This is a genomic window from Pseudomonas sp. HP_01, from assembly GCF_055284355.1.
The window spans coordinates 16329-40682 of the sequence record NZ_JBTOPV010000015.1 but is presented as its reverse complement, the minus strand read 5'-3'; the positions used below and the strand labels follow the sequence as shown (position 1 = coordinate 40682).

Here is a 24354-nt window from a genome sequence, read left to right as displayed (position 1 = left end):
TTGCGCTCTATGGGCCGAACGCTGTTGGTGGAGAGGGACCAGAGTCGGCACGAGCGGGCACTCATAGGCAGTAGGTAGAAGCATCGATACACTTCCCGCTCACCATTCATGAACGGATTCGAAATTGCGCCGGTCCTTAGTTGCTCTGCTCCTCAGCGTGTTGGCGTTTGTTCTATTTTCCTTCATTGTCACCCTGTGGCGAAGCCCATACAGCCTCACTGTCTTGATCGCCTCTGCCTATGAGGAGGGGCTGGTAGTTGGCCGCAACCCTGGCAAAGCCGCAGACTGGTACTTACGCGCAGCAGAAAAAGGGGACCGTGTCGCGCAGTTCAAACTTGGCATCCTTCAATATTACGGTCGAGGCATCGACGTTGATCGACCAAAGGGTCTTCAGTGGATCACTGAGTCGGCCGATCACGGGAACGCAGACGCCCAATATTTTATGGGTGTTGCCAGCATTGCGGGCGTAGATACGCCGACGGACTTTGCCCACGCTGCGACATGGTTCAGCAAGGCTGCGGAGCAAGGTCATGCAAAAGCTCAACGACAACTCGCTATCCTTTATTACAAAGGTAACGGTATCGAGGCAAACGACCGGCAGGCTTTCAACTGGGCCAGCAAGGCAGGCGCTCAAGGCGATGCGGAGGCCCTGACGCTACTAGGTACTCTCTATTTCTCTGGTAAAGGGACCGCAGTAAACCCTCAACACGCCGTGAAATTGCTCACCCAAGCGGCCAATGCCGGCGATAGCCTTGCATTCGAAATGTTGGGAGCGGCCACGTTACATGGCACTGGCACTCCGAAAGACGTACCCGCCGCATTGGATTGGTATACCCGCGCTGCCGACCTGGGCCGGGCTAACGCGCAGTTCGTCCTTGGCTACCTCTATAGCAGTGGCAGAGATGTGCCAGTTAACTATCCACTGGCAAATCGCTGGTTGTTGCAGGCGGCCACTCAAGGAAACGCTGTGGCGCTAGTTACCCTCGCCATTCATCTCGATAAGGGGCAGGGCATTAAAAGTGACAAGCTCAAGGCTTGCGGGCTATTGCGTGTGGCCCTCAAACACAGGCTGCCGAGCGATATCGCAGATCCCATGCGCATGCAGCTGGAGACGGAAGAGAAAGCGCTTTCACCGCAACAACTGGCTGAGACATTGGCTCTGGAAAAGCTCTATTCAAGCCCGGCGGGTCTCAGGGAACTGCAAGGCGATCTAGCAAGCGAACAGTAAGAAGCGCCGACCGCTCGGTCAGCCGCTAGACCATTTGCGGTCCTGTCCTGGGAGTGATCGAGTAACTGCCTGTGTTTAGGGAAGAATCCGTCGCAGAAATCTGCCTCGAATCGATTGCCGGCGCTTGTGAAAGGCAGCAATCGGCCAAGAGCAGTCATCCTATGACCAGGAGACCAAAGAAGATCTGTCCTGATTCAGGTGATTACAAGGGCTGCATGGAATAACCACATATTTTTTCCGCCCTGCACGCAGTGGCCAACACCGGGCGCAAGCTGTTGGATATCGGCCCGAGCCGGGGCTTCGCCGAACGAAGCACCCTCTGTCGCGCATTCAAACGCTGGACCGGCCAGACGCCAGTCCAGTGGCGATTGCAGAACGCGGCGAACCCAAAGTGCAGTGACCGATCAAACCACGTAAAGGCGCTTGGCTCTCCTACACATGAACGTAATTCCCTTCCCTCAAAGTAAATTCAGCACGTGGGATTTCGGCCGCTTCACCGGTTCCGGCAGCGTTATGGCGGCCCTTCCACACAAGGTGGGGCATGGTTCCCGCCCTTGGTTTGGACGATCTCGCCGTTGTGAGGATTTTTGTATATCTTCACGCTGCGCAGCCGCCGCGTCTGTTTGTGTTCACGCTGGGGGAGGGCTCTGGGGATCGATCAGTGTAATGATGTTTTCAGCCTGAAGCTGTACTCGGCCTGCACATTCCGAGTGAACCCCGATGCTCGGATCTGACTTCCAAGAAGCGTGGCAGCTTACAAAGCTGCGATCAATAGCGAAGAAGGCCGCAAACTCAATGACGCCAGGGCTATAAGACGCCCCAACGCATTCGGTTGTTTTTGTCGCCGCATTAAGGCGCAGGCCCGCTTTCCCGTTAAGGCAAGGAAACGCCGTATTCGGCGAGCTTGGCCTTGTGTTCCTGCTGCACGTATTTCTTGTCGACGATCTGCGAGAACTTAAAAAAGTCTGCTTTGGCGTCTTCCCTGTCGCCCAAATGGTCGTACGCGATGCCGCGCGCATAATAAGCCCAAGCATAGTCAGGCTGGCGCTGAAGACCGGTGCTGAATGCTTCAGTGGCCTCTCGGTACTGGCCAAGGTCTGTCAGTGCAAGGCCCAGATGATAGTAGGTTGGCATGTGGAAGCCTGAACCCTTTCCGGCTTCGCCCAGGCGGTTGTCCAAGTTGTACTGCACGAGTTCAAGAGCTTTTTTCGGATTGCCAGCGTCGCGGTACATGGCGCTCAAGTCCAGGTTGTCGCGCGGGGCAGGCTTGACCGCCAGTTGCATGGATTTTTCCTTGGCGGTGACGGCTTCGGGAAAGCGCTTGAGGCCGCTGTAAGCTTCAGCCTGTAACGCGTAAACCAGACTTTGAATCGAGGCGGGCAACGTATTGTTCTGCAGGCACAGATCGCCCTCTTGGAGCACCAGCAGGTAGTTATCGGCTTTGTACGCCTTAAACTGACTTGCGCAGTGTGCAAAGTTGGCTTTTTGCGGGTTCGGCACCCCGGCACATCCGGTGAGGATAAAGGCACTTGCGATCAGTGCGGACCAGCGAGTATTCATGACAAACCTCCTTGTTAGTCGAGCAGCCGAGCGTTGAGGTCGGGGCGATAGACCTGCAAAAGCGGCGCGGTCACGGTACCTTGAAGCGAGCAGAGAACAGTGGTGTGGCCCGCGAGCGGCGGTGACGCATCGGCTGCGTCGATGATGAAGACGCGGTCTACGAAGCCAAATGGCGTGGCAACGCCGGGGCCGGTTAATCCTTCGGTGCGCCATTGGCCGATCGGGTCTCCGACGCGGCGAATTTCGGCCCGGGCAACGGCTTTGCCTTGCCTGACAAAACGTGTGTTATCGAAGATCAGCGGCTTGAGTTTAGCGGCCACCTCGTCCGGCGAGCCATCGGCTACGAAACCCCAGAACAGGAAATTGCCCAAGTCCTTAATGGTTTGGACCTGGTTGTAGTACCCCACCATACTCACGCCGTTGACGATCAGGGGCGTTTCGAAGCGTTGATAGGTGCCGCCTTCTTGCAGTGGATTCAGGATGGTCGGCGCCTTGACCAAGCCGTATTCACTCAGGCGTAAAGTATCGGCCGGCAGGCGCGCGTCGCGCAGACTCTCGAAGAAATGCGCATCACAACGAGAGAATTCAGTGAGCAATTGTTCCGGAGTCGTGACGGTCTGAGCCTGGGCAGTGCAGGCGGCGGCGATGGCAAGTAAAGCAACGCCGGAAAAAACAGAACGGAGCATTTGGAATCATCCGTGAAGTAGGAACGTAGGTTTTCGGCTTATGACGCGCGAACTTTAGCGAAACAGGTCTGCGGAAAATACCCGGTTAATCGTTTTGGCGGAAAGCACACATGGTCCGGACATCAGCTCTTGGCCGTACGCTGCTTCCGATCAAGGCCGCTTCCGGCCAGTAGCAGCCTGTCACCAGCGTCCGCTATCGGCCATAAGCAGACCTTCGCCCGCATATTTACGATGCCCTACCGTTCTAATTGGCGTTGCCTCAGAATATCGGTCCACTAGCGGCTGGATGGAACCACCATGCGCATCGTCACAGACTCCCGGCCAAACGAAATCCTCAGGCTGGCGTTACGGGAATACGTCCAAGGTGTACCGTACCTCGGCCCCATTTTTCGTTGAAATGATCCATCAAAGATTTATGAGGCGCGGCGGCTGTATGTTGGCGAAAATATCAGGTGTGTATTCTTCTGGTTTGCGCCACTGACAAAGCCAGTGGCGTAAGCCAGCCTATTAATTATTTGACGTTACGGCTTGGCAACGTGCCAGACTTGGTTGACGCCGTCACCGGTTGTATCCCCTGGCTTGGTATCTTTGACCCAGCTGTAAAGTGGCATGCCTTTGTATGCCCATTGTTTTGTGCCATCGTCTCGAGTGATGACAGAGTAATCATGACCCGCTTTCGCGTCTGCGGATACCGGTAGAGGTGGCCAGTTTGAAGCGCATGGCCCATTGCAGACCGACTTGCCCGAGGTGTCCTTACCGAAGGTATAAAGAGTCATACCTTTTGCGTCTACGAGTACTTTTCCCTTGTCCGTTTCAGCAAGCTTGACTGGCGCATCGGCGAGCGCCAAACCCGACATGCAGCTGGCGGCAACAGCGACGGTGAGAATCATCTTTTTGAACATATGTATTTCCTTTGGTCATTTTTAATTTTTAGAAGACCCACCTGCCTCTGAAACGGCAAGCGATCAGACAATAGACGAGCCACAAACAGGTTAATTCGACTCCATAGAAAAAACGTCCCGATATCATTTTTTGCTGGAATGCTGGGCTCTCCCCCCCCCCGGACCCTGTGCCTTCCTCAATTGAGCAAAGCGACGCTCACGGTCAAGCATCATTGGCTCATCTCAATGAGCGACGGCGATCCATCATCCAGGACTCATCATTTTCACTCATTATTATTCACTTGGTCGTGGAGTATCAGCAGGCCCCCATGAAGGCCTGCGCTGTTCAATCAGTCGGCCTTGAGCGTCGACACCACCTTGTTGCTGGCGAGATCGACTGTGGAGATACTCAAGTCCTCATTGAGGACATACGCCTTCGACTTGTCTTTGGTGAAGACAATGGCCTGGCGGGGTGCCTTCAAACCGGTCACAGTGGTGGTCACTTTCAGCGTTTTGGTGTCGATCACTGAAAGGCTGTTGTCACCGAGGTTACCCGAGTAGACGTGCAGCCCGTCTGGAGTGAGGGCTGCGCCGTAGGGGTCTTTGCCAACAATGACGGTGGTTGTGATGGCGCGTTTTTGAGTGTCGACAACTGCGATGCTGTTACTGCCGCTGTTAGCCGCGTACAGCGTATTGCCGTCCGCCGATATGGAGATGGCGCGCAACTTGTTGAAGCCAGTGATCTCACCTTCAATCGTATTGGTCTTGCTGTCGACCAAGGTAATTTTGTCCCCAAGAAAGTTGGTGACATAGACGGTTTTGCCGTCAGGACTTACTCGGATGCCCTGGCGCGGTTGGGAGAAGCCAGGTACCACAGCTACTGGCCGCTGGTGATCAAGGTCAATGACCGACAGCGTGCTGGCCGCTTCATTGTTGACGTAGAGCAGGCTTCCGTCCTTGCTGAGTGTGGTACCAAAAGCACCTGCGCCCAACGGAATATCTGCGATCACTTTTAAAGTCTTGGTGTCAATCTTGCGCACGACCCCCAAACTGCTGTCGGAGAGGTAGAACACATCGCCAGTTGGCGAAAACACAATATTTCGCGGCGTGACGTAGCCGGTGAGAACCTGGCGAACCTTACCGGTTTTCAAATCATAAACCACTACATCTGGACGCTGACTGTAAGAGACCACCGCCGTCGTTTCATCAGGGCTGACGGCCAGCGAGTTGTTGTGAATATCGCCGTCAAACGTCCAGCGATCTTGCGCGGCCCACGCGCTCATCGATGCGGCCAACGCAACACCCAACGTCAGTGCTGTGACGGTTTTCTTTATCACATTCATCAGAATTTCCTCATAGGGTAAGCAAGGCACCCAGTCGCGCCTTGGCATATACAACTCGTTCATCGCTGCAGGGCAATGAGTTGACTTTATGCGTCGTTGATAAATTCCGGAAACAACTTGTTTTGGTAGCTCTTACCTGTTTTATAAATAGGTCTAGCTACTCCTGGCTCACGAATTGACTGCATTTTTCCCAGAATCGCTCAAGCCCAGGCGAGATGTATTTGTCCCGGTGACGGATCAGAAAAAAACGTCGGGTCAGTGCAGGCAACGCGTGCGGCAGTTCAACCAAGACTTCAGAGGCCAGTAGATCCCGAACGACCCAGCGGGACAGGCAACTGATGCCGATGCCTTGTGCGAGGGTATGCTTGATGGCCTCTGAACTGCCGATCTGGCGCGTTTCGGCGAGATCGTGCAAATGACGCAGCAGCAATTGTTCGACTTCTTCACGGGTACCAGAACCTGGCTCGCGCAGTAGCCATTCAGCGGTACGAAGATCATCAAGTGTGACCTGCTGCTTTAGTGCCAAGGGGTGCCGTTGGCCTGCGGCAATAAGCAACTCATCAATTAGCCAAGGCTCGGCACTGAGTTCGGGCAGGTGGCAAGGCCCCTCGATCAGGCCCATATCAATCTCGAAATCAGCGACTCTTCTTGCGATAGCCATGCTGTTGGCCATGTCGACATCGACCCTCAAATGTGGTGTTGATTGACGTAGCTCACCGAGAATCAATGGCAGAACATAATTGCCTATCGTGGTACTGCATCCTACCCGCAAGCGTGTCTTCAGCCCGGCATGGCCGGGTAAGAAACTGGCCTCTATCTGTTGTGCATTCTCAAGCATCCTTCTGGCTTGAGGCAGTAAGGCATGGCCGTTATCGTTCAGCACTAAACGCTTGCCTACACGGTCGAACAGCCTGGTATCCAAGGCGCTTTCCAACTCGTTCAGTGCGGCGCTGGTTGCAGATTGGGACAGTGACACCGAAATGGCGGCGCTGGTGGTGCTACCGTGCTGCGCGACGGCGCAGAAAATTTGTAGCTGGCGTAGGCTTAGCTTCATGTAATCTACCTTCTTTATAGGTCATATAAACCTATACTATCCGTTTTTACCGCTATTCCCATCAAGCTATACTTCAACCATGTCATATCGAAGGCACACTGAAGCGGGAGCGCGAAAATGAGTGAGACACGACTCGCAGCTATAATGGGCGGCAGCCATCCACTGGCGGCTTTGTCCAATCCACGAGAAGCGATCCGGCAGTTCACACCCAACTGGTTCGCCGCCACGATGGGCACCGGGATTCTGGCGCTGGCTCTGGGCCAACTGCCCTTTGTTGCGCAGTGGCCCAAAGCGTTAGGGGAAGCCTTGTGGTTTTTTAATATCGTGCTGTTTTGCCTGTTTACGCTGATGTACGCGAGCCGTTGGGTATTGTTCTTCGATGAGGCCAAACAGATCTTCGGCCACTCCACTGTATCGATGTTTTTTGGAACTATCCCCATGGGATTGGCGACCATCATCAACGGTTTTCTCCTTTATGGTTTGCCACGCTGGGGGGGTGGGGTAGTCGCTTTAGCCGAAGTGTTGTGGTGGATCGATGTCACCATGGCATTGGCCTGCGGGGTGCTGATCCCGTATATGATGTTTACTCGCCAGCAGCACAGCATTGATCAGATGACAGCGGTATGGCTGCTGCCAGTAGTTGCGGCTGAGGTGGCTGCCGCCAGTGGCGGTCTATTGGCTCCGCACCTCGCTGATGCGAGCGCACAGTTCACCATGCTCATCACCAGCTACGTGCTGTGGGCCTACTCGGTGCCCGTCGCCTTGAGCATACTGGTGATCCTGTTACTGCGCATGGCTCTGCACAAACTACCTCATGAAAGCATGGCAGCATCGAGCTGGCTGTCTTTAGGGCCGATCGGTACCGGGGCTTTGGGGATGTTGCTGCTGGGCAACGATGCTCCAGCAATCTTTGCTGCCCATGGAATGGCAAGCATCGGCGGCGTAGCCGAGGGCATTGGCTTGATCGGTGGTGTGCTGTTCTGGGGGCTGGGATTGTGGTGGATGGTATTGGCGCTGCTAATTACCGGGCGCTACTTCAGGGAGGGCATTCCCTTCAACCTCGGCTGGTGGGGCTTCACCTTTCCGCTGGGAGTGTACGCCGTAACAACCCTCAAATTGGGCTCTATGCTGCACCTCACGTTCTTTAGCTTCTTTGGCGTGGTGCTGGTGTTGATGCTGACTGTCATGTGGATGATCGTCGCGGCTAAAACCCTGGCTGGTGCCTATCGCGGCAACTTGTTCGTCTCGCCGTGTATCCACTCGCTGAGCAAGGCGAGCAAAACCTGAGCCTTTGGCTACTTGATCGACTGTTTGGCGTGACGCAGTGTGGACAAAATGCGCTGCCTAACATTCGGGTGAGTGCAAACGGAAAGGGGGCTTGGGTGTGGCATTTCCAGCAATGAAAAATTAGGGAAGGCGAGCCGAACACGCGGTATGGCTTTCTGGGCAACACGTCCGGCAAACACGATAGTGACGAGATCAGGGAAAAGCGTCAGTAGCGTGATCAGCATCTCGATACCTTCCTCAATTTGCGCTCTGCGGAGCGGACCCTTGGGCTTATCGAGATCTGGTAACCAAGGGTACAAATTCCAAAGGACGGTTTTGTGACGTGCCAGTCCAACCTGCTCAATGAAACCTTTCAGGTTGCGTTGTGCAGGCCCCGGATTGTCTCTTGAGACATACCGTGGAAGACTGACCGTTCGAGCGGGCGATTCCAACAAGATCAATACCCTTGCGAAGACGCCGCCATCCAGTGGATCGAAATACGGTAATGTTCTTTCGCCCGTGGACTGGGCCATTACCCAGCGCGTCAATTCAGCAGTTTTCGGCAGCAGCAAAAAGTCTTCTCTTACCTTAAGAGAAATTTCCTGCTCTGCGCTTTTCTGATTGAGTAACACTACTTGGAAGCCTCCTTCTTCAGGTTATAGGCCGCTACCGATTTACGAATATCTTCCCGCGCTTCGTCTGCGCTCCCCCAGCGGCCCATTTTCACCCACTTACCCGGCTCTAACGCTTTGTAGTTTTCGAAGAAGTGCTGAATCTGTGCGAGGAGTAACGCAGGGAGGTCAGAGCATTCCTTTACATTGCTGTACATAGAGCTGAGTTTTTCATGAGGCACTGCGATTACCTTGGCATCCGCACCAGCTTCGTCCGTCATGTACATCACACCTACTGGGCGACTGCGGATGACAACGCCAGGTGATACCGGGTAAGGGCAAATCACGAGGACGTCCAAAGGATCGCCGTCATCGCTCAAGGTATTTGGAATGAACCCGTAGTTAGCCGGGTAGAACATCGGTGTGCTGAGGAAGCGATCAACGAAGATCTGTCCACTTGGCTTGTCCACCTCGTACTTGATCGGCGAGTGGTTTGCAGGAATCTCGATAACGGTGAAGAAGTCATCGGGGATCGCGTTACCAGCTGGAATATCCGTGTAGCTCATGCTCATATCTCCAAGCGTCTAGGAAAGGCCAATGCCACTGACGTTTTTGCCAACAGCTATACGTGGTTCGTTTTTTTACGGTAACCAGTCCAACAGGTTTACCGGCGATAGGCCGTCAGCGCACGAATGCATCATGTCCTGCATAAAACGCACGGCTGCCAAGATCCTCTTCTATTCGCAGAAACTGATTGTATTTCTCGACCCGCTCCCCCCGGCATGGAGCTCCTGTCTTGAGATGGCCAGTCCCCATCGCGACAGTCAGATCAGCGATGGAGCTGTCCACCGTCTCCCCGCTACGATGAGAAACCATCGCCCCCCAATTTGCCCCATAGGCCATTTCGATGGCGGCTTTGGTCTCAGTCAGCGTTCCGATTTGATTAGGTTTGATCAATACGGCATTGGCGACGTTTTCTGTGATGCCTCGCTGAATCCGTTCGACATTGGTGACAAATAGGTCATCTCCAACCAACTCGATCCGGTCACCCAGAGCTGCATTCAATAGCTTCCAGCCTGACCAATCGTCTTCCGCGAGTCCATCTTCCAGTACCGCAATCGGATACTTGTCGACCCAGGAGGAATAGAGATTAATCAGCTCTTGAGCATCGACCTTACGACCCTCAGAGCGCAGATGGTAAAGGCCGTTTTCATAGAAGCCGCTGGATGCTGGATCGATAGCGATCACGATCTGAGATCCAGGGGTGTAACCAGCCCTCTCGATTGCCTTGATGATCAGCTCAATGGCGTCTGAGTTTTTCTTGAGTGCCGGCGCAAAGCCGCCCTCATCTCCGACCGCTGTTGAATAGCCGGCGTCCTTAAGCACCGCTTTCAGCTCGTGGTACACCTCGGAGCCCCATCGCAAGGCTTCCTTGAAACTGCCAGCCCCTGTAGGTGCAATCATGAATTCCTGAAAGTCAGGGCCTTGCCAGTTGGCGTGAACACCGCCATTGAGAATATTGAACATCGGGACGGGCATTCTTGCTGCTTGCTCGCCGCCCAGATATTGGAACAAGGGCAAGTTCAGCGCAGAAGCCGCCGCTCTGGCAACGGCGAGGCTCACGCCCAAGATCGCGTTTCCTCCAAGCCTGGATTTATCAGAGGTTCCATCCAGCTTAATCATCAAATGATCAATTTGTTCCTGGTCAATCGCATTCATGCCCCTCAGAGACTCAAGTATTTCGGTATTCACATTGCTAACGGCCTTTAACACTCCCTTGCCGGAGTACCGCTGTGTATCTTTGTCACGCAACTCAACTGCTTCGTGAGCGCCTGTAGAGGCACCGGACGGTACTGAAGCCCGGCCCATGGCGCCGCACTCCAAGGTGACGTCGACTTCAACGGTAGGGTTACCGCGTGAATCGAGAATTTCACGTGCATGAATGGCCTGGATTTGCGTTTTCATTGATCTTCTCCAAGTAACGATTCGGGAGCGTCATTAACCATTTGAATCCGTTGAGAGGCCTCTATGTCGGACGTCAGCTCTCCATGAGTATCCTGAACAGCTGCACTGCCGACACCGCAATTGCGGGAACCAAGAAGCCTCCAATAATTAGTTCAGGAATCTCTCCCACCAAGGGCATGAACTGCCCTCTTTTTGCCATCTGGAAAAGCTCCATCATTTGGTTTGAAGCAACCATTACAGAGCAGCAATACGCCGTCTGGGCTTGTAGCCTGACGCGCCTTTGATTTAGCAGATGAAAGGTCAGCAAGGACACTCCAACGCTTACGATGAAAAGCGCGGCGAACTCATAGACGGATCCTGTGAAAAACCTGCCCATCACAAGCCCGAATACGATGCTCAGCGTCACTGCGCTCATGTGGTCTCCCAATTCTCTAAAATGATTTTGATGAGCCGACGTCGGTGAGCTCCATTTCGCGATCTCATCTTTGGATTGCCAACCGCCATCGCGCTCAATGTTGCTGTGCTCTCAGCTCGTAGCCCGGTACGCAGGTCTGGGCTACGTCGGCCTTGCAGGACTTTTCACTGGGCATACGCATCGTGACTAATGCGCCTTCGAGCGGGGTGACGACGTACCACCCCTCGCTCGAAATCTTTTGATTGTCTGCGATGCCCGCCAGAAAAAGCGACCAAAAAACCAGTCCTACGAGGAGCTGCCTGTTGTCATGAGCCCAGTTAGCGGGGGCTGGCTGTGGACGTAGGTTATAAACTCGGTACATGGCGTTTATCCTTTTTATCGGTTGTCCAACAAGGTGCGTTTTTTAGTTTTTCGCCTGGCCCACTCGACCGTATTCGATGGGCAATTTGATATAGCTCAGTGAAAACGACTCCTTGGCCAATGCCTCCAGCAACCTGTCGCACCCAATTTCATCAGTGGATATAGTCACCGTGACGGGATGGTCGGCACCGCCGAGGAAATGCGCCGTATGCAAATGCCCCAAATGATCTAGCCCCTCTGTACCGCTCACCAACGTCGCACCCAACGCGCCCTCTCGCTTGGCGAACTCGACCAACCACTCTCCCAGTGGAAGGTGCTGGTAGTTGGTACTCTGTTCGGTGAAAAACGTCAGTTGAAAGCCGTTCATAGCTACATCCTCTAATGTCGCGAGTGACCGACGCTTCGGTCGGCCTTACCTCTTCATTTCCGAGCTGTTTTCAAACTGAATTACGACGCGTCAGTGAGCGGTAACTCACATAAGAGAAGAACTGCTCGCACCTTGCGTAACTCGTCAGCGTGGTCGCGCAGGTATGCGCGCAGCTTGTCCTCTGTATCTAGCAATTCCAGACACTGGGGATGACGCATATCGCCAAGCTCCGGGTGATGATGGGAGATGCGATGGCCTGGCAAATAACCTGCAGAAATCGTCTTGAGCATGACCTGCTCAATTCTTGCTTTTTGAGCAACTTTAAGGAGGTGCTGGGCTAGTGCAGGTGCGCTTAGGTGGTGCCAGAAGCTGGTCACGCGAGCCCGGCTAGCGCCAGGAAAATAGAGTTGCAAAGCTGTCAGGCGATCTTGGTGATGTTCAATCATTTCTCTTCCCCCGCAAGAGTCACTTTCCGCTCGCTGGCGGATTCACTTTGAGCATGAAATTGCTTGATATCAGAGAGCCGGATTTCCTCCGGAAGAGGACGGTGATGCTTGCTGTGGCCGACGCGCTGGGCGTGATAGATCCCGGTGTGTCCGGATACGAGGTAACTTGCGATACAGGCAATGGCTGCAAGCGGAGCAATTTCGGGCCCGAAGAGCTCCATGGCCATAACGATGGTTGCCAGTGGCGTATTAGCTGCACCGGCAAAGACGGCGACAAAGCCGATACCAGCCAGCATGCCGAAGGGAAGGTGCAAGAGGGGAGCCAGCGCATTCCCCAAGGTGGCACCGATGTAAAACAGCGGTGTGACTTCGCCGCCCTTGAATCCAGTCCCCAGGGAGACAACGGTGAACACCATCTTTCCAAGCCAGTCCCAAGGGGCCATTGGCATTTGAAAGGATTGGACGATGCTCGGAATGCCTAGCCCGATGTACTTATCAACGTCGATGTAATGGTTACTACCGAGCGCCCACACTGCGACTGCGATCAGCAGGCCGCCGGCGAAGGGTCTTAATGGTGAATAGGTGATAAGCCGCTTAACGAAGGCTCCGAGCTTGTGGGTCGCAGTCGCGAATAGCAGGCCGGTAAGGCCAAAGACAATCCCTGCTGCCACCACAGCCATGACGCTCCACAGCTGCACCGGAACCACTTCGCCAATGACGTAATGCGTGTGAACCACGCCCCAGGCTTGCCCCACCTGGTCAGCAACGATTGCCGCAACCACGCAAGGGAAAAGCGCGTCGTAACGCATACGTCCAATGGCCAATACTTCAAGTCCGAATAAAGCCCCGGCAAGAGGGGTGCCGAAGACGGACGCAAAGCCAGCACTGATACCGGCCATGAGAATCACCCGACGGTCTTCGCGGCGCAGACGGAAGACATGCGTCAGTTGATCGGCAAGGGCACCGCCCATTTGCACCGCCGTCCCCTCACGTCCCACAGATGCACCAAAAAGGTGGGAAACCACGGTTCCGATCAGCACCATCGGCACCATGCGCAAAGGCACGATCTTCTTAGGATCATGGATCTCATCGATGATCAGGTTGTTTCCGGCATCAACGGGTTTGCCTATCAAGTGATATGCAAGTCCCACAGCAAAGCCGGCCACTGGCAGGAGCCAGATTACCCAGGGATGGGTTTCTCGCCACTGGGTGGCATGATCCAAAGAAAGCAGGAATAACGCAGAAGCAGAGCCTGCCAAAAGAGCTACAAGACCAGCAAGCGCAAGCCATTTCGCTATATAGGGCAGTAAGTCGAGTTGTTCAGGTCGTCGAAATTTAGACATTTGGCCAGCCACAAAAAATAAGTGGGCCTGACCAAAGAAGGGATTCTAAGCGCGAACGCCTACAGACCTGGTTTGATCAGGTTTCTGTAGGCATCATCAGCTGCTACGGGCGCAGCGGTTTGTTAATGGAGGAATGCCATCTCCAATGCGCCGATCTTAGCTAGGTCTGTCCAAAATGTAAAATCGTGTTTCGGAGTACGAGGCAAGCGAAGGCGTCTTCGAGTCACCGCTTACGAAAGAGGGCCAAACTAGGTGACCTCTGTTCCGACGAAGCCCAGCTCAACTGGGGTTTTTATGTAAAACAACGAGATATCTTCAAGCTCCAATCGCTTGAATAACTGTTCAGATTCGTCCTCGGTAATGGCCATACGAATTTCGGTAGGCTGATCCGCTAGTTCAAAAAAATGCGAGGAATGCAGCCGGCCGGTATGCCCAAAGCCTTCGATACCTGTGGACAGAGTCGCACCCCGCAGTCCCATTTCTTTCGCCAAATCAACGACCCAGTCGCCGAGCATCTTTCCCTGATAGCGACGATTCTGTTGAGTAAAGAAGGTCACCAGAAAAGCTTTCATGTTCCTCTCCTCAGCGCGTGTTGATTATTTGATAGGACAGAAGCCCGGCAGCCGTCATTACCAGCGAGCCCACGACGTGTAGTGAAACTGAGCCTAGCGCCCAGGGCAGCCTACCCATCACGACCAATACAGCCGCCATAGCCGGTACAGGCATCCAGGCCCATGCGTTGTTCCAGCTTTCAACGATGCGTGATCTCTTTGCCCCGGCAGCTGTTGCTACCGCTAAGACCAAAGGCAAAGCGATCAGCATCACAAAGGCCTCAACAAATGGGCCTATAGAAATGACCACTGTTGAGTCGTTACCCAGCATGAAGGTCAGGTACACCGGCAGCAGTACAAGCTGCATCAAAAGAAGCAATGGGGTGGCCGCCAGAGTGAGTTTGGAGTCGCCTTTACCGATATGGGTAAAAACCACCACATAGTCGATACAAGGCGTCAGCAAGACCAACAGGGCACCCACCAAAATCGCCGGGTGATTGGTTATCCCCATCGTCAATGCCCAAACCAGCAAGGGGATGGCCACGAAGTTGGCTGTGAGCAGCGCCGCCATGAAACGCTTATTTGCGAGGCCATTACGGAGATCCAAGAACGGGATCTGTAGAAACATGGCGTACATCAGCACTGCGATGGTGGGTGTCACCGTCGACCCTAATGCTTCAGACGCATTGGGGGCGAGCAGGCCTCCGAGGGCCGCGACAATGACCGCGACGAAGTAAATGGGAATCTGGTTAGTCTCTAGCTGTTCTCTGTCCACAAAATGCCCTTCAAGCGCGTGAAATTATTTTCTGAAGACAGGTTAATATCTGTAGCTGCTACAGGTTCAAGAAAATGCTTGGGGAGTTTGCATGTCAGGAATCGGGGCGCTGTCGAAATCAACGGGTTGCCACATTGAAACGATTCGCTACTACGAGAAAATAGGCCTTTTACCTCCCGCCCTGCGGTCGACTGGGCGTCATCGAATCTATACTGAAAAGCATCGATCAAGACTCGTCTTCATCCGGCAGAATCGTGAATTGGGTTTCCCGCTCGAAGATATCCGAGAACTCATCGCGCTCGCAGCAGATGCTGATCGTCCGTGCGCTGACGCGCTTTCGGTGGTCAAGAAGCACCTAGCGGAAGTAGAGTCGAAGGTAGCAAAGCTTCAGCAAATCCGGGTAGAGCTGCTCTCAATGGCAGGTATGTGTGAGTCAACATGCTTAGGTTCGAACACTCCAGACTGCACGATTGTTGAGTCACTTTTTGAACCTGCTGCTGGGGTTCGCTCTGGTTGCTGCTCCTAGACGAGTCAAGAGCATAGGGGGAGCAAGCTGCCATCGAAACCGAATAGCGCGATAGCCTCGACAGGGTGTTTCGAGCGTCCGTCTACACCAAACGGGCTGGTACAAGATGTGTTCGGCAGACGCTTACGACCTGATCAATTCCTGGTGGAATGAAAGGCGTGACGCTGGCCCGGGAAGCCAAGCGCTTTTACCCCACTCCAAAGGTGTCGCTGAAAACTGGTTATTCCGAAAACTCGCTAGAGCCTACGGATGCGGGGGGATTTTGATGTTATCCAAATCTTACGTGCCCATCGATCTGGCTAAGAAGGTGAGGCAAGTGCTGGAGGGGCCCAACGGGGTCAGATGACTATTCGTTCTTGTTCAGTGCAGCCGTCAAAGCCCGCCAGCTTGCTCTAATGGTGCATTGATACACCATGCGAGACTGAGCTGACTACTAAGCGTGCGACCACTGCACCTGGACAATACCGTGCCGCTTGGCGAGTGGCTTGCTAACGATCTGGACCCTGTCTCGGCGATATTTCGGGATCTGCGCTACCCCCGAATCCACTGCAGCCCAGTGCCAGGCCTCAGCATTGCTCATGATTTCCGCGCTGACGTAAAAGCTCTTGTCGGCACCATTGTGCACGTACTCGATTCGATAATGAGCGGAGTGTGGCATGGGCAATTCCTTTCCCGGAATGTGACGAAGTTCCCTTATTCGGAAAATCCCCAAGTTCCTAAGTTCCGTCTCTTTGAATCACCTCACCAGCTCCGGCAATGGCGGCATAGTGTTTAGTCCACACTGAGGCCTAAAGGCAAGTGGCGAATCCCCGATCTGTTATCAACCAATCTTCAGGCCATGAAGCTCAATTGCTGTGGAGTCACTCAGATTGCTGACCGGGTGGAGCGACTGGCTCATACCCATGGCAAGACGTGGCACACCTGGCACACCGATCAAGACAAAACACTTCCCCTAGGTGTTCCACAACTGATGATGGGGTTCACAGCTGACGGCCAGGCTGATCCCGCAATGCAGCAACAACGCAACCAACGCTTGGGAATCGTCAAGTCGGTAATCAAAGCTCAACGAGCCGATATTCAGATCCCCAAAGCAGATCCAGGTGCGGATGGATGGCAGCATGGGAAGACAATTCAGATCAACGATCCTACGGGACATCTTCACGGGCCCGCAACGTCACCCACCCCACAAAACACAAACAGCCGATCAACCCAATAGCCAATAGACTGTGCAATCCCTGCAGGCTCACGCTCAGGGAGGACGGTATATCGCCAAGGCACAGTCGACAGTCTAGGTCCGATATCCAAGGACATCGGACGAGTCCGCTGACGTACGTGAATACCTTAAACCTTGAAACGATTGACCAGCTGATTCAGACTAACCGCAAGCTTCGACATCTCGTTGCAAGCGCTTGCAGTCTGGCTTGCACCTGCAGAACTTTGGGAGGCCAGCTCGCGAATGCTAACCAGATTGCGATCGACTTCCCGGGCGACGTGCGCCTGTTCTTCCGAAGCGGTGGCGATGAGAATGTTACGCTCGTTGATGCCCGTAATAGCTGTCGCGATCTGGTCAAGCGAACTGCTGGCATCGCCTGCGACGCTTAGGGATTCTGCAGCCAGTTCTCTGCTGGTGGCCATCGCCTTCACGGCCTGGTCAGAATCGTTCTGAATGGCCTGAATCATCTGCTCAATTTCTTGCGTAGACACTTGCGTGCGGTGAGCGAGGGCTCGAACTTCGTCAGCAACGACTGCGAAGCCTCGGCCTTGTTCACCCGCCCTAGCGGCCTCGATCGCGGCATTGAGCGCAAGCAGATTGGTCTGCTCAGCAATGGCTCTGATCACCTCAACCACTTTGGAAATGTTCTGTGCACGATTGGACAAGCCAGTGATCTGCTCGCTGGTGTCGCGCACGTTGCTCGACAGCTTTTCGATGGACTTAAGCGTCTGCGATACACGCTCCAAACCAACCTCCGTATAGCCCTGACCTTTCCTGGACTCTTCGGAAGCTGATTCGGCATTGCGTGCTACCTCGTCCACTGCAGCGCTCATCTCGGTGACAGCAGTTGCAGCCTGATTTACTTCATCATTCTGCGACACCAGGCCAAGGCTGGATTGCTCAGTCACCGCGGTCATTTCTTCCGAGGCGGCAGCCAGTTGGGATGAGGAGTCAGCGATCTGCATGATCGTGCTTCGAAGGTTCTGCTGCATCGTGGCCAACGCGCTCAAAAGCCTGCCTGCCTCGTCGGTACCGCTTACCTCAACCTCCTTCGTCAGATCGCTTGAGGCAATGCGTTCGGCGACGCTAAGGGCGCTCCCGATGGGCGACGTAATCGTTTTGGTTAGAAGAGTTGCCAAACAAAGAGTCAGGAGCGCGACGAAGATAATCAGGCCGATGACGATGTAAAGACCTGAATCATAAACTTGCGTCGCTTGAACACCGGCAAGCGCAGCGCCTTTGTTATTGAATTGTGTTAATTCCTCGACCTGAGTTTCCATTTGGTTCGTGAGGGGACGTATACCGGTAGCGACGAGTTTGACAATCGAAGCGGTGTCGCCTGCCTTCAACAAAGGTTCCAGCAGATCCAGTTGGCTTGCGTAATCGTCGTAGGACTTTTTCACGGCCAAGAACAACTGTCGCTCCTGGTCACTCGCAATGAGGGTCTCATAGTTATAGACCGCATCCTTCATGGCTTTCCGGTAGGCAGGAAATTTGACGATGGTCTGCTGAACGGTTTGAGGATCGGCAACGGCCCGCTGGGTCTCCAACCGGACGCGAAGGACGGTGGAGTTCATCATCGCGGTTTGCCGAATACTGGGTAGCCAATTCAGTTCGACATCCTTTTCCGTATCGCGAAGCTTGCCCATCTGCAGTATGGCGATGACGCCCAAGACCACGACCAGCAAAATGATGGCCGAAAAAAACAAGGTGGCGCGTGGAGCGAGGTTTATATTTCTGAGCCGCATAGGACTTCCCACTGCAAGATGGCCAGAGGCCTGGTCTTGAAGCTATCGGCTAGAAATCGTGAAGGATTATGGCTGTTCGTCAGCTCGTTGACACCACGTCCCCCGGCGGCGCATGCGTACCATTGTCGGTTATGGCCGTTACTTACCAATGTAAGAAATACGTTATCACCAATTATTACCGTTTATCGGTTTCAGACACAGCGATGGCATTGCTCGTTGCTTTGGTGACCGGATTGACCATCAGTGATCTTAGCTGTGCCAACAGAGAGATAGATATGCAGGAACTGACGAAAACCGCCCAGAACGATCAGCGCAGGCTGACGGCGGTCGAATTCCAGGATCTGGCGCGGGTACCCGCTACAGTCGAGTGGTTTGCCAACCTGGACAACCCTCGAACACGACGCGCCTACCAGAATGACCTAGAAGACTTCTGCGGTTTTGTCGGTTTGGCTTCGGCCGATGAGTTTCGTGTGGTGACCCGATCGCACGTTCTGGCCTGGCGTGCCCAGCTCGAGCATCGCGGTTTGGCGGGAGCGACGATCCGGCGCAAATTGGCCGCGCTGGCCAGCCTTTTTGATCACCTCCTGGAAAGCAATGCGATCGCCGGTGGCAATCCAGTGCACGGGGTAAAACGACCGAAGATAGAAAGCAACGAAGGCAAGACACCGGCACTGGGCGATCACCAGGCGAAGGCGCTGCTCGAGGCGCCGGATCAAGCAACACTTAAAGGGCAGCGCGACCGGGCAATATTGGCTGTTCTTCTCTACCACGGACTACGCCGCGAAGAAGCGGCGCTGCTGCAGGTGAGCGACATCCAGGAACGCCGCGGTATTCAGCATTTGAAGGTACATGGTAAAGGCGGCAAGGTGAGGTATCTGCCCTTGCACCCGGTCGCGGCTGGACGCATTCATCAGTACCTGGAAAGCTCAGGGCATCATCTAACGGACAGGAAAGTGCCGCTGTTCATACCGTTGCGCGGCAAGCTGACCGGCGCCGGCATCACAGCAAACGGCATCTACACCGTTGTGGCGGCTTACGCGAAGAAGGCCGGTATTGAGGTCGACGGCCTAGGCGTTCATGGACTCCGAGCAACTGCAGCCACTAACGCCCTGGAGCATGAAGCCGATATCGCCAAGGTTCAGGCTTGGCTGGGTCACGCCAATATCAGCACGACCAAGATCTATGATCGGCGTGAGAACCGGCCGGAGGATTCACCGACCTACAAGGTGAAGTATTGATAGAAGGCGTTGAGGGCTGAGCAACAAGCTCACCCACGCGCATTGTCGAGAATGTGGTGTAACGCTACCCAAGGATGATGACCTTCCACATCACTGCCGCCGCAGGTATCGGCGTGTAGAAAGGGGGTTTCGCAGTCTTCCAGTGCTTGGCTATCCATGCAGCCAGTGCATACAGCACGTCCGGCAACGATCGACCATCGACCGTTCCATTCTTCAATACCTCGTTCAATCTCCACTGTTCCGACTCCTCAGCGTACATTTGATAGACGCTGAAGGTAGCCCTGTGCGGGCCTGTTTGATACGCCCAAAACCATACCCTTGTTTGAGTTGTAAGCCATGCGCACGAACCAATAAAGCAACGCCTGTTGATCGGCGTGTTAACGGCAGCTTTCGACCCAAAGCTGCCCTTCGCGGAGGGCAGAAAACGGCCAAGAGCAGGCACTCATAGGCGATACCCAGCCGGCGTAACTCAGGAGTAGCGCCGCTCAAAATTCGCTCTTAGCAGCTTGGTGCTCAAATCCTCCCAATGCTCGACAAAAGCAGTGCGCGCGGTTTCAAAATCCCTACTGCGCAGGCACTCGATCAAGTGCTCATGGTCCGAAACAATGGTCTTGGGGTCTTCATAGCAGGGTTGTTGCAGCACCAAAAGTAGCTCAATTTCGCTCTCAAGCATTGCATAGCTGCGCTGTAACCGCGGGCTGCCACTGGCGCGGATGATCGCCCGATGAAAGTCGCCATCTGCTAGCACAATGTCTGAACGCGGTGCATCGGCGGGGGCGTTGCGCAATCTTTCTACTGCACTCAGTGCTTGCGGTGGAATAACTCCATTCAGAATAACCATCCTCACTGCTTCAGTTTCCAGCACTCCGCGCAACCGGGCGATATCGACGATTTCGTCCGGCCCGAACCTGGGAATGCAAAATCCTCGATGTGGCACCTTCACCAGCAAACCAAACGAAACGAGTAATTGGGCAGCGCTGCGAAATGTGTTGCGCGCAACCTCGTATTCGTCCGCCATTTTCAGATCGCGGAGGAATTCACCTGGCTCGAAATCCCCATTCAGAATTCTGGCTCTGAGCTTGGCAGCCAGGACCTCTACTGCGGAAAGCCTGGCTGAGGGTGGTTGGGTATCCGCGCTGCTAAAAATCATTGTTTACATAACCAGGGTGGGGGCTCGGATGAGGCTGATTCTATTACGCATCTGTGCTGCTGCACCAGTCATGAGTGGGCCTGCCCAGATAAGTGTTCTACAAAATAGTTCTTTTCAGGAAAAAAGATCAATTCTTTAAATATCCATTAAATCAATAACATATTGATCATATACGGCGGTTTTAGGTCCTTTCTTCTAAAAAATCCCAGCTTTCCCGCTTCCAATATTAAAAGTTGTAGCACAATATCCGGCCATCAAAGCATGCGAACGTAGGCATGCCGAAGGCCTGGAGTTCAACGATGCGTGCAGTTGAAAACAAACAGTTCAGTGAAGAGCTCACCGCATTGCAGGGCGATCTGGCGGCGTCCTTCACTCACGTTCCGCTGGAGGAGGCTGCTCAGATTTTGCATGAGCAGTATGGGATCGCTGCTGTTCTGACGCGTTTCGCAACGGAAAAGGACGATACGTTTCGATGCGACAGCGCAAGTGGCAAATCCTACGTGCTTAAGATCGCCAACCCCCAGGAAGATCCGGTAGAGCTTTCCCTGCAAATCGAAGTCATGCGGCACATAGCGCGTAAGGCGCCACGACTTCCGATCCCCAGGATGTTTCAAGCGCTGGACGGCGAGTACCTGGCCCGGATCGAGACAGGCAACGGCGAATCAAGGCAGTTGCGGCTGATGAGCTTCCTGCCAGGCACGCCCCTGGATAAAACAAGCGTGGATTCGAAGGGGCGCGAGCACATTGGCGAACTACTGGCCGGGCTCAGACTGGCGACCGCAGACTTTTCTCATCCGGGGGAGTCGCGCAAGGTGTGCTGGGATGTTCAAAACCTGGGCGTGCTTGCGCCGTTGATCAGCTGTGTGGATGACCCCACACGCAGGCAACTGCTGGAAAGGGCGCTCGAGCGATTTTCCAGGGTTGAAGGCCTGATCGAAGGCTGCCGAAAGCAGGTTTTGCACAATGACTTCAATACATCAAACATCGTGGTTGATACGCGCAGCCCACAGTTTGTCAGCGGCGTCATCGATTTCGGCGACACGGTCAAGACCGCCATCGCCATCGATGTCTCGACCGCCATGATGAACCAGTTGAGCGCAGTCGGACCTGACGTGGACGCGGATATTTTTGCCCCTGCAAAAGATGTCTTGAGGGGTTATTTACGTGTCGCCGACCTGACCCCTGAAGAGCTTTCGCTTATCCCGCATCTCGCGATGGCGCGCCTGATCACCAGGGCGTTGATGACGACATGGCGCTCGCAGCTGTTCCCGCAAAACAGCGCCTATATCTTGAGAAATGCCGCCCCGGGATGGGCTCAGCTTGACTGGATGCTTAACCGATCACCGTCACACATGTCAGAACTGCTGACGTCTTTCGCCGACTGATTCATCCTTGTTAAAGGGGATTAAATGCGCAACTCAAAAATAGAGGCTGTCCGTGGCGACATGCCCAACGGCTTCAACCCTGCCCACACCGACCACCTGGCGCCCTCGGCGCGCGAGCATATCCAGCGCCGAGTGAATCTCTTGGGCCCGGGCTATCGGTTGTTCTACAACGAGCCGGTCGGAGTTGTTCGCGCCAAAGGTGCTTACCTGTACGACAAAGACGGCAAAGAGTATCTCGATGCCTACAACAACGTGGTGTCGGTGGGGCATTGCCATCCGCGCGTTGTGGCGGCAATCACTGAGCAAATGAATACCCTGTGCAGCCACACGCGATACATGCAGGACGGCATTCTTGATTATGCCGAACAGCTGCGTGCCACCACTGACGGTGGGATGGCGGATGACGGTCAGATGATGTTCACCTGCAGCGGATCGGAAGCCAACGACCTGGCCATCCGTATTGCCCGCCATCACACCGGCAATACCGGCGTCATCGTGACCAGCGAGGCCTACCACGGGAACTCGGCCACCGTGGCGGCTTTTTCACCGTCTCTGGGGGTCAACGCCAAGCTTGACCCTTATGTGCGTCGGGTGCCGTCTCCGGATTCCTACCGTATTCCGCGTGAGGGACTGGGCCGTTACATGGCTGATCAGGTCGCTGCGCAGATCAGGGACATTCAGCGTCATGGCGGCGGTGTCGCGGCGTTCATCGCTGACTGCCTGTTCTCGTCCGACGGGCTGTTCTGTGATCCGGTCGACGTGTTCGGACCGATTGCCGAGGTGGTGCGAAAGGCGGGTGGCTTGTTCATAGCCGATGAAGTTCAGTCGGGCTTTGGTCGAAGCGGCACCCATTTCTGGGGCCACCAACGCCACGGCGTCGCACCGGACATCATCACCATGGGCAAACCGATGGGCAACGGCTACCCCGTCGCCGGGCTGATGGTGCGGCCCGACGTGGTCGCCAGTTTTGGCCGTGACATGCGGTACTTCAATACCTTTGGCGGCAACAGCGTTGCCATCGCTGCTGCCCAGGCAACCCTGGACGTTATTCAGCAAGAACACCTCATGGCAAATGCCAGGCACGTGGGCGGTCTGATCATGGCCGGCCTTGCCGACCTGGCTTTGCGCTATGAGCGCATTGGCGACGTGCGAGGCACGGGGATGTATTTCGCCGTCGAACTGGTCACCGACAGGGGCACCAAAACGCCTGACATGAAGAGCGCGCTGAAGGTCGTTAATCATTTACGCGACAAGCACGTGCTCATTTCCGCCACAGGCCCCGATGCGAGCATCCTGAAAATCCGCCCACCATTGATCTGGACTGTACGAGAGGCGGGGCGCCTGCTTGATGCGCTGGAGAGCGCCTTCGCGGAGCTATAAAACATCGGCTCGCGTCAACGGCAAAGTCTGTCGGGGCGATTAACTTAAACAGCGTTTTGTTGCGCGTATCCCTTACTTTTACCGTTTATGCATCGCGTCATGGTGGTGTAATCATTCCATGATGAGCCACTGCCGGAGCACCACTTCATTGCTGATCGCGGTATTCATTCAGGACTGCATTCATGAACTTTCTTCGTCCCAAGTACATCACCTTCGACTGCTACGGCACCTTGACCAACTTCAAGACGGCGGCCCTGACGCGCGAGCTGTTCGCCGATCGCATCGGCTCCGGGCGCATGGAGCAATTCATCAAGGATTTCGCTGCCTATCGCCTGGACCATGTCATGGGGGACTGGCGGCCCTACGATGAGATTCTCAAAACCGCCCTGGCGCGAACATGCACGCGATGGGGCATCGAATACCGCGATGAAGGCCAGACCTACTACGACGCGGTGCCGACCTGGGGTCCGCACCCGGATGTACCGGCGGGCCTGGCAAAAATCGCCGGAAAGATTCCACTGGTGATTTTCTCCAACGCCATGGACGAACAAATCATGTCCAACGTCGACAAGCTCGGAGCGCCGTTCCACAAAGTGTTCACCGCCCAACAGGCTCAAGCCTACAAACCGCGCCTGGCAGCGTTTGAGTTCATGCTCGATAGCCTTGGCTGCGCACCTGAGGATGTGTTGCACGTATCCTCAAGCTTCCGTTATGACCTGATGTCGGCCCATGACATGAAGATCAAGCACAAAGCCTTCGTCGCCCGTGGCCATGAGCAGCCGGCGGATGCCGCCTTCGGCTACCACCAGATCCCGGATATCGGCGGATTGCCAGGGTTGGTCGGTCTTTAGAACCAAGCACGG

Annotated in this window: 26 protein-coding genes, 4 pseudogenes and 1 riboswitch; of the genes and pseudogenes, 10 read left to right on the top strand and 20 right to left on the bottom strand. The window is 54.7% G+C overall.

All coding sequences use genetic code 11. From position 1 onward, the window contains the following. Positions 1 to 124: 124 nt before the first annotated feature. Both ACYAR8_RS11135 and ACYAR8_RS11130 read left to right on the top strand, forming a co-directional pair. Entirely contained in the window at positions 125 to 1228 is a 1104-nt protein-coding gene (locus tag ACYAR8_RS11135) for a tetratricopeptide repeat protein (protein ID WP_463579893.1), read from the top strand. 251 nt (positions 1229 to 1479) lie between these two features. Further along, entirely contained in the window at positions 1480 to 1695 is a 216-nt protein-coding gene (locus ACYAR8_RS11130; protein WP_074892524.1) for a helix-turn-helix domain-containing protein, read from the top strand. Positions 1696 to 1739: 44 nt separating this feature from the next. Here ACYAR8_RS11130 and ACYAR8_RS11125 read toward each other — a convergent pair whose 3' ends face one another. From ACYAR8_RS11125 to ACYAR8_RS11100, 6 genes are all read right to left on the bottom strand, one after another. Beyond that, on the bottom strand, positions 1740 to 1829 hold the full coding sequence (locus tag ACYAR8_RS11125; RefSeq protein WP_425438899.1) for a hypothetical protein: 90 nt from the start codon (positions 1827 to 1829) through the stop codon (positions 1740 to 1742). Between the two features lie 272 nt (positions 1830 to 2101). Then, positions 2102 to 2788, bottom strand: coding sequence for a tetratricopeptide repeat protein (locus tag ACYAR8_RS11120; protein WP_074892523.1), 687 nt, complete (start codon positions 2786 to 2788; stop codon positions 2102 to 2104). A 14-nt stretch (positions 2789 to 2802) separates the two neighbouring features. Then, positions 2803 to 3474: a hypothetical protein gene (locus tag ACYAR8_RS11115; RefSeq protein WP_463579892.1), complete on the bottom strand. Its 672-nt coding sequence runs from the start codon at positions 3472 to 3474 to the stop codon at positions 2803 to 2805. Positions 3475 to 3995: 521 nt separating this feature from the next. Further along, a complete protein-coding gene (locus ACYAR8_RS11110; RefSeq protein ID WP_003317528.1) occupies positions 3996 to 4376 on the bottom strand; it encodes a COG4315 family predicted lipoprotein in 381 nt (126 codons plus the stop codon). A 329-nt stretch (positions 4377 to 4705) separates the two neighbouring features. Beyond that, positions 4706 to 5698: a beta-propeller fold lactonase family protein gene (locus ACYAR8_RS11105; RefSeq protein ID WP_003317529.1), complete on the bottom strand. Its 993-nt coding sequence runs from the start codon at positions 5696 to 5698 to the stop codon at positions 4706 to 4708. Between the two features lie 157 nt (positions 5699 to 5855). Beyond that, positions 5856 to 6752 (bottom strand): LysR family transcriptional regulator, encoded by an 897-nt coding sequence (locus ACYAR8_RS11100; protein ID WP_003317531.1) that lies wholly within the window; start codon positions 6750 to 6752, stop codon positions 5856 to 5858. Positions 6753 to 6869: 117 nt separating this feature from the next. On the opposite strand from ACYAR8_RS11100, the gene ACYAR8_RS11095 reads away from it, so the two are divergent. Beyond that, entirely contained in the window at positions 6870 to 8039 is a 1170-nt protein-coding gene (locus tag ACYAR8_RS11095) for a TDT family transporter (RefSeq protein ID WP_010428856.1), read from the top strand. 8 nt (positions 8040 to 8047) lie between these two features. On the opposite strand, the gene ACYAR8_RS11090 is transcribed toward ACYAR8_RS11095, so the two are convergent. From ACYAR8_RS11090 to ACYAR8_RS11045, 10 genes and pseudogenes are all read right to left on the bottom strand, one after another. Continuing rightward, on the bottom strand, positions 8048 to 8650 hold the full coding sequence (locus ACYAR8_RS11090; protein ID WP_003317532.1) for a uracil-DNA glycosylase: 603 nt from the start codon (positions 8648 to 8650) through the stop codon (positions 8048 to 8050). Further along, entirely contained in the window at positions 8650 to 9195 is a 546-nt protein-coding gene (gene ppa, locus ACYAR8_RS11085) for an inorganic diphosphatase (RefSeq protein ID WP_003317533.1), read from the bottom strand. The genes ACYAR8_RS11090 and ppa overlap by 1 nt, the downstream gene beginning before the upstream one ends. 115 nt (positions 9196 to 9310) lie before the next feature. Continuing rightward, positions 9311 to 10594, bottom strand: a complete 1284-nt coding sequence (eno, locus tag ACYAR8_RS11080; protein ID WP_463579891.1) for a phosphopyruvate hydratase — start codon at positions 10592 to 10594, stop codon at positions 9311 to 9313. Between the two features lie 73 nt (positions 10595 to 10667). Continuing rightward, a complete protein-coding gene (locus tag ACYAR8_RS11075; RefSeq protein ID WP_003317535.1) occupies positions 10668 to 11009 on the bottom strand; it encodes a hypothetical protein in 342 nt (113 codons plus the stop codon). 94 nt (positions 11010 to 11103) lie between these two features. Then, positions 11104 to 11370, bottom strand: a complete 267-nt coding sequence (locus tag ACYAR8_RS11070; RefSeq protein ID WP_003317536.1) for a hypothetical protein — start codon at positions 11368 to 11370, stop codon at positions 11104 to 11106. A gap of 42 nt (positions 11371 to 11412) precedes the next feature. Continuing rightward, a complete protein-coding gene (locus tag ACYAR8_RS11065; RefSeq protein ID WP_003425060.1) occupies positions 11413 to 11736 on the bottom strand; it encodes a DUF190 domain-containing protein in 324 nt (107 codons plus the stop codon). A gap of 80 nt (positions 11737 to 11816) precedes the next feature. Next, a complete protein-coding gene (locus ACYAR8_RS11060) occupies positions 11817 to 12182 on the bottom strand; it encodes a hypothetical protein (RefSeq protein ID WP_003317538.1) in 366 nt (121 codons plus the stop codon). Next, entirely contained in the window at positions 12179 to 13525 is a 1347-nt protein-coding gene (locus tag ACYAR8_RS11055) for a voltage-gated chloride channel family protein (RefSeq protein ID WP_011267047.1), read from the bottom strand. The genes ACYAR8_RS11060 and ACYAR8_RS11055 overlap by 4 nt, the downstream gene beginning before the upstream one ends. An 80-nt stretch (positions 13526 to 13605) precedes the next feature. Then, positions 13606 to 13678: riboswitch (Fluoride riboswitch) on the bottom strand. 95 nt (positions 13679 to 13773) lie between these two features. Beyond that, the gene (locus tag ACYAR8_RS11050) at positions 13774 to 14097 is read right to left on the bottom strand and encodes a DUF190 domain-containing protein (RefSeq protein ID WP_003425054.1); all 324 of its coding nucleotides are present in this window, start codon (positions 14095 to 14097) and stop codon (positions 13774 to 13776) included. A gap of 115 nt (positions 14098 to 14212) precedes the next feature. Then, positions 14213 to 14851 (bottom strand): annotated as a pseudogene (locus tag ACYAR8_RS11045) (arsenic resistance protein); the annotation flags it as partial. Positions 14852 to 14942: 91 nt separating this feature from the next. Between ACYAR8_RS11045 and ACYAR8_RS11040 the strand changes: the two are divergent. After that, on the top strand, positions 14943 to 15377 hold the full coding sequence (locus tag ACYAR8_RS11040) for a MerR family transcriptional regulator (RefSeq protein WP_003425026.1): 435 nt from the start codon (positions 14943 to 14945) through the stop codon (positions 15375 to 15377). A gap of 137 nt (positions 15378 to 15514) precedes the next feature. Further along, a pseudogene (locus ACYAR8_RS11035) lies at positions 15515 to 15723 on the top strand (hybrid sensor histidine kinase/response regulator); the annotation flags it as partial. An 87-nt stretch (positions 15724 to 15810) separates the two neighbouring features. Here ACYAR8_RS11035 and ACYAR8_RS11030 read toward each other — a convergent pair. Next, positions 15811 to 16035 (bottom strand): DUF6555 family protein, encoded by a 225-nt coding sequence (locus ACYAR8_RS11030; protein WP_003425025.1) that lies wholly within the window; start codon positions 16033 to 16035, stop codon positions 15811 to 15813. A 222-nt stretch (positions 16036 to 16257) separates the two neighbouring features. Between ACYAR8_RS11030 and ACYAR8_RS11025 the strand changes: the two are divergent. Further along, positions 16258 to 16593: pseudogene (locus ACYAR8_RS11025) on the top strand (DUF1264 domain-containing protein); the annotation flags it as partial. A 125-nt stretch (positions 16594 to 16718) separates the two neighbouring features. On the opposite strand, the gene ACYAR8_RS11020 reads toward ACYAR8_RS11025, so the two are convergent. Then, positions 16719 to 17507, bottom strand: a complete 789-nt coding sequence (locus tag ACYAR8_RS11020; RefSeq protein ID WP_407075192.1) for a methyl-accepting chemotaxis protein — start codon at positions 17505 to 17507, stop codon at positions 16719 to 16721. A gap of 69 nt (positions 17508 to 17576) precedes the next feature. Then, positions 17577 to 18338, bottom strand: a pseudogene (locus tag ACYAR8_RS11015) (MCP four helix bundle domain-containing protein); the annotation flags it as partial. 275 nt (positions 18339 to 18613) lie between these two features. On the opposite strand from ACYAR8_RS11015, the gene ACYAR8_RS11010 reads away from it, so the two are divergent. Then, complete coding sequence (locus tag ACYAR8_RS11010; protein ID WP_108119546.1) at positions 18614 to 19576, top strand: tyrosine-type recombinase/integrase; 963 nt, start codon at positions 18614 to 18616, stop codon at positions 19574 to 19576. 469 nt (positions 19577 to 20045) lie between these two features. Here the strand turns inward: ACYAR8_RS11010 and ACYAR8_RS11005 are convergent, their stop codons facing one another. Continuing rightward, positions 20046 to 20726 carry a GntR family transcriptional regulator gene (locus ACYAR8_RS11005; RefSeq protein ID WP_108119548.1) on the bottom strand — a complete coding sequence of 227 codons (681 nt, stop codon included), beginning with the start codon at positions 20724 to 20726 and terminating at the stop codon, positions 20046 to 20048. 299 nt (positions 20727 to 21025) lie between these two features. On the opposite strand from ACYAR8_RS11005, the gene ACYAR8_RS11000 reads away from it, so the two are divergent. The 3 genes from ACYAR8_RS11000 (at position 21026) to ACYAR8_RS10990 (ending at position 24342) form a co-directional block, all read left to right on the top strand. Continuing rightward, complete coding sequence (locus ACYAR8_RS11000) at positions 21026 to 22111, top strand: phosphotransferase (protein WP_074892781.1); 1086 nt, start codon at positions 21026 to 21028, stop codon at positions 22109 to 22111. 24 nt (positions 22112 to 22135) lie between these two features. Then, the gene (locus ACYAR8_RS10995; RefSeq protein WP_463579890.1) at positions 22136 to 23491 is read left to right on the top strand and encodes an aspartate aminotransferase family protein; all 1356 of its coding nucleotides are present in this window, start codon (positions 22136 to 22138) and stop codon (positions 23489 to 23491) included. Positions 23492 to 23673: 182 nt separating this feature from the next. Beyond that, entirely contained in the window at positions 23674 to 24342 is a 669-nt protein-coding gene (locus ACYAR8_RS10990; protein WP_463579889.1) for a haloacid dehalogenase type II, read from the top strand. The last annotated feature ends 12 nt before the right edge of the window (positions 24343 to 24354 follow it).

Coding starts and splice junctions, on each gene's coding strand:
- ACYAR8_RS10995 (WP_463579890.1), top strand. CDS start 22,136: ATGCGCAACTCAAAAATAGAGGCTGTCCGTGGCGACATGCCCAACGGC.
- ppa (WP_003317533.1), bottom strand. CDS start 9,195: ATGAGCTACACGGATATTCCAGCTGGTAACGCGATCCCCGATGACTTC.
- ACYAR8_RS11065 (WP_003425060.1), bottom strand. CDS start 11,736: ATGAACGGCTTTCAACTGACGTTTTTCACCGAACAGAGTACCAACTAC.
- ACYAR8_RS11115 (WP_463579892.1), bottom strand. CDS start 3,474: ATGCTCCGTTCTGTTTTTTCCGGCGTTGCTTTACTTGCCATCGCCGCC.
- ACYAR8_RS10990 (WP_463579889.1), top strand. CDS start 23,674: ATGAACTTTCTTCGTCCCAAGTACATCACCTTCGACTGCTACGGCACC.
- ACYAR8_RS11095 (WP_010428856.1), top strand. CDS start 6,870: ATGAGTGAGACACGACTCGCAGCTATAATGGGCGGCAGCCATCCACTG.
- ACYAR8_RS11020 (WP_407075192.1), bottom strand. CDS start 17,507: ATGACCGCGGTGACTGAGCAATCCAGCCTTGGCCTGGTGTCGCAGAAT.
- ACYAR8_RS11075 (WP_003317535.1), bottom strand. CDS start 11,009: ATGAGCGCAGTGACGCTGAGCATCGTATTCGGGCTTGTGATGGGCAGG.
- ACYAR8_RS11105 (WP_003317529.1), bottom strand. CDS start 5,698: ATGAATGTGATAAAGAAAACCGTCACAGCACTGACGTTGGGTGTTGCG.
- ACYAR8_RS11050 (WP_003425054.1), bottom strand. CDS start 14,097: ATGAAAGCTTTTCTGGTGACCTTCTTTACTCAACAGAATCGTCGCTAT.
- ACYAR8_RS11055 (WP_011267047.1), bottom strand. CDS start 13,525: ATGTCTAAATTTCGACGACCTGAACAACTCGACTTACTGCCCTATATA.
- ACYAR8_RS11120 (WP_074892523.1), bottom strand. CDS start 2,788: ATGAATACTCGCTGGTCCGCACTGATCGCAAGTGCCTTTATCCTCACC.
- ACYAR8_RS11010 (WP_108119546.1), top strand. CDS start 18,614: ATGCAGGAACTGACGAAAACCGCCCAGAACGATCAGCGCAGGCTGACG.
- ACYAR8_RS11030 (WP_003425025.1), bottom strand. CDS start 16,035: ATGCCACACTCCGCTCATTATCGAATCGAGTACGTGCACAATGGTGCC.
- ACYAR8_RS11110 (WP_003317528.1), bottom strand. CDS start 4,376: ATGTTCAAAAAGATGATTCTCACCGTCGCTGTTGCCGCCAGCTGCATG.
- ACYAR8_RS11000 (WP_074892781.1), top strand. CDS start 21,026: ATGCGTGCAGTTGAAAACAAACAGTTCAGTGAAGAGCTCACCGCATTG.
- ACYAR8_RS11070 (WP_003317536.1), bottom strand. CDS start 11,370: ATGTACCGAGTTTATAACCTACGTCCACAGCCAGCCCCCGCTAACTGG.
- ACYAR8_RS11060 (WP_003317538.1), bottom strand. CDS start 12,182: ATGATTGAACATCACCAAGATCGCCTGACAGCTTTGCAACTCTATTTT.
- ACYAR8_RS11005 (WP_108119548.1), bottom strand. CDS start 20,726: ATGATTTTTAGCAGCGCGGATACCCAACCACCCTCAGCCAGGCTTTCC.
- ACYAR8_RS11100 (WP_003317531.1), bottom strand. CDS start 6,752: ATGAAGCTAAGCCTACGCCAGCTACAAATTTTCTGCGCCGTCGCGCAG.
- eno (WP_463579891.1), bottom strand. CDS start 10,594: ATGAAAACGCAAATCCAGGCCATTCATGCACGTGAAATTCTCGATTCA.
- ACYAR8_RS11040 (WP_003425026.1), top strand. CDS start 14,943: ATGTCAGGAATCGGGGCGCTGTCGAAATCAACGGGTTGCCACATTGAA.